This window comes from Terrabacter terrae, assembly GCF_039529575.1.
In the GTDB taxonomy this organism is placed as follows: domain Bacteria; phylum Actinomycetota; class Actinomycetes; order Actinomycetales; family Dermatophilaceae; genus Terrabacter; species Terrabacter terrae.
Map to the genome: position 1 here is coordinate 1 of NZ_BAAANB010000011.1, position 8,204 is coordinate 8,204.

The window sequence follows — 8,204 nt, forward strand, 5'->3', positions numbered from 1 at the left end:
GGACACACTTTCACGACAACCCCGCCGGGCAACCGGCGGGGTTGTCGCATTTCCGCATGCATTTCGGATCGATGTCGGCCATCAGGCAGTCCCGCGCCAGCCGGCCTCGCGTGCAGCCGCGAGTCGTCCCACCGTGTCGGGGTGGGTGGCGAACAGGACGTACTCCGCCCGGGGCGGATGGACATCCGCCTGGTTGACGGCGGCGAGGTGCAGCTGGGTGGCGGCGAACTCCGCGGGGCTGCCGGTCAGCGCAAGAGCGTGCTGGTCGGCGCGAGCCTCGACCCGACGGGAGGCGAGGTTCTGCAGCGGGCGTGTGACCAGTCCTGCCAGTGCCGCCAGGGCCGCGACGAGGCCGATGGCCTCTGGCGAGCCGATGGAGTCGACCCCTGCCAGATGCAGCAATCCATCCCACTGGCCCAGCACGAACAGGGAGACGACGGCAGTTGCTGCGCCGACAGACCCGAGCAGGGCGCCCGTCGCGGGATCGCGAGCCTTGGCATGACCCAGCTCGTGCGCGACGACGCTTCGCACCTCCCCCGCGCGCGCCTCCCGCAGGAGGGTGTCGTAGACGACGATGCGCCGGGTCGCCCCGAAGCCCGAGACGTACGCGTTGAGACCGGTCGTGCGTCGTGACGCGTCCGCGACCAGCACGTCCCGCACGGGCAGCTCGTCCCGAGCCGCCATCACCAACAGCTCGTCGCGGAGCGCTCCGGCGGGCATGGGCGTGAATATGTTGAACACCGGCTCGATGAGGACCGGGAAGACGAAGGACAGCAGCACGACGAGGGCGCCGGCCCCCACCGCGCCCCAAGCCCACCACCAGTCCGGCGCGACGTGGGCCAACGTGTAGAAACCGGCGAGCAGGACGCCCCCGAGGACCAGTGCCAGTCCTCCGCCCTTGAGCAGGTCCGCCGTCCAGCCGCCCCAGCTCTGGGTGGAGAGCCCGAAGCGGCGCACCACGACATGGCGCCACGCCGCGAACGGCAGCGTCGCGAGCCAGGGGACGGCGAGGACGGCCAGGCCGCCCAGCACCGCCTGAGCCAGCCAGTGGCTGCCGAACGGCTCGGCGACCCAGCGGACGATCGCTGCTCCGGCGGGTGTGAGCCCGAGCAGGAGGGGCGCCACCAGGCCGGTGACCAGGGAAGCGTAGGAGCTGGGACGCAGTGCGGAACGTAGGGCCCGACCTCTCGCGACGACGCCGGCCGGCACCTGGCGCAGCACTGCCTCTCGAGCGGCGCGCGTCGGGCTGCGCAACCGCCAGGGCACGAGCATGAGCGTGGCGACGGTGAGCGCGCCCGCAAGGGCTGCCAGCGCCGCCAGCGACCACTCTCCTGCGTCCACGGCTGGCTCCTTCGCGTGCCTTGACGCTCCCATGGTCGCCCTCATCGCAATCGGCCGCTGAGCCCACGTCGCCAAGGAGGGACGAGGTACACCCCCGTACAGGCCGCCTAGGCTGGACGGGTGGGCAACGGCGTCGACTCGCGGCCCGGACGCCGCCCGACCTCGCGGCTGGGCAGACTCCTCCGTGCGCGTGAGACGGGCAGGCGGGCCGCCACGGCCGCAGTCGCCCGGTGTGCCGGCCTCGCCGCCGCCACGGCGATGCTGTCGGCCTGCACCGCTGCAACGCCCCCGGGGTACGTCGGCATCCCACCGGCCACCAGCCCCGCGCCGGCCCTGACCACCATCGACGGGATGACCGCAGTGCCCGAGGCCGCCGAGTGCGTGAACGAGCGGCTCGACGCGCGCCGCAGCACCCTGCCGGGCCCGCAGCTGTTCCCCGGGGCGTTCCCCGGCGTGGTCAGCGTCCGCCTCCTCAGTCCCGGGCGCGACGCGTCGGACCCGACCTGCCGCACCACGCTGAGGAGGAGGTTCAGCTGCCGGGAGGCGACGACGTGGGCCGTGCCCGACCCGACGGAGTTCCTCCTCACCTTCGGCGCGGCGCAGGTCAGGATCGTCGAGGGAGCGTCGGCCGCCGTGACCCGTTCCACCGGGGACGGCCGGGGCGCCGGGCCACCGAAGCGCGCGTTCACCTACGCCGAGTACACCCTCGCGACCGGCGACCCAGCGGGCGCGGTGACGTTCGAGCGCCACGCATACGCAACGTGCGACCCGGCCACCGCAGGGCGGATGATCGACGGCGTCGAGGTACGCACGTCGACCGTCGGGACGGACACCGGCCTCGTCGACGTCGCCTTCCTGGCCGCCGGCGACCGGCTGGCCCAGGTGGCCCTGTCCGGGAGTCGGTGGGCACCCGACGAACGTGATCATGCCTGGCACGTGGTCGCGGAGCATCTCCAGCAGGAGCGCTGACAGCCCACCCTGCCTGTGGTCGCCTGACCGCCTCGCCATCCGGCACGTCCCGGCACAGAACCACCCATCGGGATGATCGGGACAACTCTGCCCAAAGACTGGCCAACGCTTTACCGAACCTCCCGTACCGTCCCAAACACGGCACGCGAACCGGGTAGGGAGGCCTGCGGAGCGGCGTCGTGACCAACTGACGCTGCGCCGGGCGTCCTCACCCCACCCTGGAGGTTCTGTGAAACGCTCGGCTCTCTCCCTCGCTGCCGCGACGGGCGCCCTGATGCTCATGGTCGGCACCACGTCCGCCGTGGCCCAGCCCTCACCGACGGGCTCCGCCCACCGGGCAGCGCACGTGTGCGCCGTTCCGGTGCCCGGAACGGCCGGCTGCCACGCCATGGTCGTCGTCGATGCCAGCGGGAAGCCGCAGGTCACCGCCACCCCGAGTGGCTACGGTCCGGCCGACATCCAGTCGGCCTACGGCCTGGCAGGCCTTGCCAGCGGCGGCCGCACCGTCGCCATCGTCGACGCCTACGACGACCCCACGGCGGAGGCCGACCTCGCGACCTACCGCTCGCAGTACAACCTGCCGGCCTGCACCACCGCGAACGGGTGCTTCCGCAAGGTGAACCAGACCGGCGGCACCAGCCACCCGCGCACCGACGCCGGCTGGGCCACCGAGATCAGCCTCGACCTCGACATGGTCTCGGCCGCCTGCCCCGACTGCAAGATCCTGCTCGTCGAGGCCAGCTCCGCCTCGTTCGCCAACCTCGGTGCCGGCGTGAACTACGCTGCGACGCAAGGCGTCTCGGCCATCAGCAACAGCTACGGCGGCTCGGACTCCGCGTCGACCGCGGCCTACGACCACCCCGGCATCGCCATCACGGCCTCCACCGGTGACAACGGCTACGGCATCGAGTCCCCGGCCTCCTTCGGCACGGTCGTCGCGGTCGGCGGGACCAGCCTCAAGAAGGCCTCGGGAACTGCGCGCGGCTGGACGGAGAGCGCGTGGAGCGGCGCCGGCAGCGGTTGTTCCACGCTGAACGCCAAGCCGTCGTGGCAGACGTCCGCGACGCAGTGCTCCGGCAAGGCCAACGCCGACGTCTCGGCCGTCGCCGACCCGAACACGGGCGTCGCCGTCTACGACTCGACGTCCTACCAGGGCCGCAAGGGCTGGCAGGTCTACGGCGGCACCAGCGCCTCGTCGCCCATCATCGGCAGCGTGTACGCCCTCTCGGGCAACACCGCCGGCTACCCCGCCTCCTACACCTGGGGGCACACCTCGGGCCTGAACGACGTCATCACCGGCACCAACGGCTCGTGCACCACGTCGGTGTGGTGCACGTCGGGCACCGGCTGGGACGGGCCGACCGGCCTCGGCACCCCGAACGGGACCAGCTCGTTCTGATCCCCAGCGCCGACACAGGAGGGGCTCGTCTCGTGGCGGGCCCCTCCTGCACGCCCAGCGCGTAGGGTCCCGAGAGGTGCTGACACCGGAGGAGCGCGACCCCGTCTGGCAGGAGCAGAAGCGCCGCTACCCGGGCTTCGCCGGCTACGAGAACACGACCGACCGCGTCATCCCGGTCGTCCTCATGACGCGCCGCTGACGAGACCTGACCAAGGGCTGACCACGACTTCGCGCGCCCGTCACCTCCGCGCCGAGCCACGTTCGCCCCGGAGGAGGACGTTGGGGACGCTCCCCGACGCACTCCCCCCAGGAGAACCCCCATGGTCAACCTCGACCGTCGCCGCTTCCTCCAGATCGCCGGCGGCGCCGCCGCTGCCACGATGCTCGACCAGAGCATCGCCCGCGCCGCCGCCATCCCCGCCAACCGCGCGACCGGCACCCTCAAGGACGTCGAGCACATCGTCGTCCTCATGCAGGAGAACCGCTCCTTCGAGCACTACCTCGGCAGCCTGCGCGGCGTCCGCGGCTTCGGCGACCCGCACCCCGTGCAGCTGCCCAGCGGGCGCAACGTGTGGCACCAGTCCGACGGCACGCGGGAGATCCTGCCGTTCCACCCGAGCGCCGACGACCTCGGCGCGGCCTTCCTCGAGGGCCTGCCGCACGGCTGGACCGACGGCCAGGCGGCCGTCGCCAAGGGCCAGTACAACGGGTGGGTCCCGGCCAAGGGGACGACGACGATGGCGTACCTGAAGCGTGAGGACGCCGCCTTCCACTACGCCCTCGCCGACGCGTTCACGGTCTGCGACGCGTACTACTGCTCCTTCATCGGCAACACCGACCCCAACCGCTACTACCTGTGGACCGGCTGGACCGGCAACGACGGCAAGGGCGGGGGCCCGGTGCTCTACAACGACGAGCTCGGCTACGACTGGCGCACCTACCCGGAGCGGCTCGAGCGGGCCGGCGTCTCGTGGAAGGTCTACCAGGACGAGGGCACCGGCCTCGACGCCGCCGGCTCGTGGGGCTGGACCTCAGACCCCTACATCGGCAACTACGGCGACAACTCGTTGCTCTACTTCAACAGCTACCGCAACGCGGCCCCCGGTTCGCCGCTTCACGACAAGGCGCGCACCGGCACGAGGGCCCGCGACGGCCAGGACTACTTCGAGCTGCTGCGCAAGGACGTCGAGGCCGGCACGCTGCCCTCGGTGAGCTACATCGCCGCCCCGGAGGCCTTCAGCGAGCACTCCAACTGGCCGACGAACTACGGCGCCTGGTACATCTCCAAGGTCCTCGACACCCTGACCTCCAACCCCGAGGTGTGGGCCAGGACGATCCTGCTCATCACGTACGACGAGAACGACGGGTTCTTCGACCACCTCGTGCCGCCGCATGCGAACTCGCCTGCCATCCCGGGTGCTTCGACGGTTCGCACCGACAACGAGTTCTACGAGGGGAAGTACGGCCCGGGCGCGTACGGCATGGGACCCCGCGTGCCGATGTTCGTCGTCTCCCCGTGGAGCACCGGTGGCTGGGTCTGCTCCGAGACCTTCGACCACACGTCGGTCATCCGGCTCATGGAGACGCGCTTCGGCGTCAAGGAGCCCAACATCACGCCGTGGCGCCGCGCCGTCGCCGGCGACCTGACCTCGGCGTTCGACTTCTCGAAGACCGTCCAGGAGGTCCCGTCCCTGCCGAGCACCACGAGCTGGAAGCCCTTCGACGACAAGCGCCACCCGAGCTACCGCCCGACTCCGCCGGCCCAGGGCACGATGCCGAGCCAGGAGCCCGGCACGCGTCCCGCCCGTCCGCTGGGCTACGACCTCGAGGTGCGTGAGCGCCAGACCGCCGGCGCCATCACCGTCGACCTCGACAACCGCGGGCGCCGCGGCGTCCACGTGCAGGCTCGCCTCATCGAGCCAGCCGGGCCGCCGCACAGCTACACCGTGGGTGCCGGCGACGAGCTGCGCGCCACGTGGCCGGTCACAGGAGAGTACGACATCCAGCTGCACGGGCCCAACGGCTTCTTCCGCCGGTTCGCGGGTGGCCCCGCTCCCGAGCACGTACGCGTCGAGCTGCGTCGCGAGGGTCGCAGCCACCGCGTCGCCGTCCACGTCGACGCACCCCGCGGCGTGGACGTGACGGTCGTCAACGCATACGGCGGGCGAAGCCGTGTCGGACGACGCCCGACCACGATCGACACGGCGGGCACGGGCGGCTGGTACGACCTGACGGTCGTGGTCGACGGGACCAGCTTCCTGCGCACCTTCGCCGGGCACCTCGAGAACGGCCGGCCCTCGGTGAGCGAGCCGGCGCTGGGGCGCGGCAACGGCTGAGCTCTCGCGCGGCGGTCGGGCGGTCGGGCGACCGGCGGGGTCCTCGCCCCGCGAGGGCTCACCGCAGGTTGTAGAACTCGCGGTGGACGTTGGCGGGCTTCACCCCGGCGCGCACGAGGTCGCGCTGCAGCGCGTTGACCATGGCCTCGGGCCCGCACAGGAACGCCGAGACCGCACGGGGCTCCACGCCCACCCGGTCCAGGACCCCCTCGGCCGTGAGCCGGGGGTCGGTCCGGGTGTCGACGAGGTGCAGGCGCAGCTCGTCGTGATGGCCCGCGAGGTGGGCGACCTCGTCGGCGAGGGGAGCGGGCCCGCGGGCGCTGTAGAAGAAGTCGACGCGGTGCGGCAGCCCGCCGGGCTGCGCCGAGCGGAGCCAGCTGAGCATGGGTGCCACCCCGATGCCCCCGGCGACCCACACCTGGTGCTCGGTGCCGCGCGTGTAGTCGAAGTGTCCCTGCGGGCTGCTGATGACGGCCGGCATGCCGGGCGCGACGAGCTCGCCGATGCTCGAGGTGAAGTCGCCGAGAGCGCGCACGGTGATGCGAACCTCCTTCTCCTGCGGGCCGCTCGCGATGGTGAAGGGGTGGCGGTGCCAGCCGTCACGGGCCTCGAGGTTGACCAGGGCGAACTGCCCCGGGCGGAAGGCGAAGCGCTCCCCGAGGGGGCGCAGCCAGATCTCGAAGGACGCGTCGCCGATGGGCTCGACCGACGACACCTCGTAGTCGTGGGTGTGGGCGAAGTGCCGAGCCAGCAGCTCGCGGTAGAGGTAGAAGGCGATCCCGACACCACCGACCACGAGATAGGACCAGCGCAGCAGCTGCGAGCCGAAGACGGTGGAGTCCATGACCCCGTGGACGAAGCCGAAGGCGAGGAAGATGCCGGTCAGCCGGTGGAACCCACGCCACAGGCCGTAGCTGCCGACCCACCGCCCGACGACCTGGACCGCGGACGTCTCCATGAGGCACTCCACCGGCCGGCGCAGCCGGCGAGGGGTGAGTGAGCGCCACCGCGGGGCGATGGCCCACACGGTCAGCGTCGCGAGGCCCACGATGCCGATCGTGCCGAGGGTCGGGCCGAGGTGGGTGGGGTGGCGGTTCCCGGTCGTGGCGATGTGGACGCCGACGAGGGCCGTGCCGGCGATGGCGACGCGGCGATGCCACACGGCGGCCTTGTCGACCCCGTCGAAGAACTGCTCCACCCAGCGCAGGGTGCTGATGAGCACGAGTCCCACCGACATGAGCAGGACGCCCTCGGCTCCGAGCAGCTGGCCGACGAACGGGCCGACGTCTCCGCCCGGCCGGGTCGCCGCCCAGAGCGCGGCGAAGGCAGTCACGAGGGCCGCGATCGAGGCGGGCCCGACCACCCGTGTGACGGTGTGCGAGCCGCGATAGGGAGTGCGGTGCCGCAGCGAGGTCTGGACCGCCATGCTCCACCCTTCCGCTCCAGCCGCGCGGCACTGCGCCAGCGCCCCTGACGTACCCGCCCGGACGCGTCCGCGACCAGCGAGCGGACGCCGTCGACCGCGTCCCGGCCCCGACGGCGGCCGCTCCCACGGCTGGATGGCCGCGGGTCAACAGGTCACGCGCACTGCGCGCTGCCCGAGTCCATCACCGCTCCTCCCGGCGATGCCAGGAACGACCAGTCGTACGACGTGGCGTGAAGCGTCAGCTTGAGCAGGCCGTAGGTGCTCGCCAGACGGAACTGGCTGCCGGCCACCGGTCGCTGGAACTTGTAGTGGGTGTCGCCCCCGGTGCCCACGACGAACGAGCGAACGCCCTGGGCGCTCGGCTGACCGTCGTCGTCGAGCGGCGCGAGCCGCTCGTAGTCGTGGTCGTGGCCGCTCAGGACCACCTCGACGTCGGCGGCCATGAGGGCTCTCCAGAGATCGCCCATCTCGACGTCGGCGCCGTGGTTGCCCGACGAGTAGCGAGGCCTGTGCCAGTAGGCCAAGGTGCAGCGCGTCGGGTGGGCCGCCAGGTCGGCGCGCAGCCACTGCTCCTGCGGCGATCCCTGCTGGCATCCGCCGACGTGGGCGCACTCGGAGTTGAGCGCGACGACGTGCCATGCGCCCAGGTCATAGCTGTAGTAGCCCTTGTCGGGGTCGCCCGCCCGCGGGCCGAAGTAGGCGAAGTAGCCGTTGGCTTCCGGCGAACCGTAGT

General features: G+C 72.0%; 7 protein-coding genes. 4 read left to right on the forward strand and 3 right to left on the reverse strand.

The genetic code is table 11. The features are described 5' to 3' along the window. Positions 1-81: 81 nt before the first annotated feature. A complete protein-coding gene (locus ABD194_RS08505) occupies positions 82-1,341 on the reverse strand; it encodes a M48 family metalloprotease (protein ID WP_343990085.1) in 1,260 nt (419 codons plus the stop codon). Positions 1,342-1,461: 120 nt separating this feature from the next. Between ABD194_RS08505 and ABD194_RS08510 the strand changes: the two genes are divergently transcribed. The 4 genes from ABD194_RS08510 (at position 1,462) to ABD194_RS08525 (ending at position 6,045) form a co-directional block, all read left to right on the forward strand. Beyond that, positions 1,462-2,310: a hypothetical protein gene (locus ABD194_RS08510; RefSeq protein WP_343990088.1), complete on the forward strand. Its 849-nt coding sequence runs from the start codon at positions 1,462-1,464 to the stop codon at positions 2,308-2,310. Between the two features lie 229 nt (positions 2,311-2,539). Further along, entirely contained in the window at positions 2,540-3,709 is a 1,170-nt protein-coding gene (locus ABD194_RS08515) for a S53 family peptidase (RefSeq protein WP_343990091.1), read from the forward strand. A gap of 76 nt (positions 3,710-3,785) precedes the next feature. Continuing rightward, positions 3,786-3,908 (forward strand): PNPOx family protein, encoded by a 123-nt coding sequence (locus tag ABD194_RS08520; protein WP_343990094.1) that lies wholly within the window; start codon positions 3,786-3,788, stop codon positions 3,906-3,908. A gap of 121 nt (positions 3,909-4,029) precedes the next feature. Next, the gene (locus ABD194_RS08525; protein ID WP_343990097.1) at positions 4,030-6,045 is read left to right on the forward strand and encodes a phosphocholine-specific phospholipase C; all 2,016 of its coding nucleotides are present in this window, start codon (positions 4,030-4,032) and stop codon (positions 6,043-6,045) included. Positions 6,046-6,103: 58 nt separating this feature from the next. Here the strand turns inward: ABD194_RS08525 and ABD194_RS08530 are convergent, their stop codons facing one another. Together ABD194_RS08530 and ABD194_RS08535 are read right to left on the reverse strand one after the other, a co-directional pair. After that, positions 6,104-7,471, reverse strand: a complete 1,368-nt coding sequence (locus ABD194_RS08530) for a ferredoxin reductase family protein (protein WP_343990100.1) — start codon at positions 7,469-7,471, stop codon at positions 6,104-6,106. Between the two features lie 152 nt (positions 7,472-7,623). Further along, positions 7,624-8,204 (reverse strand): metallophosphoesterase family protein (locus ABD194_RS08535; protein ID WP_425579965.1); only part of this gene is annotated, 581 nt, incomplete at its 5' end.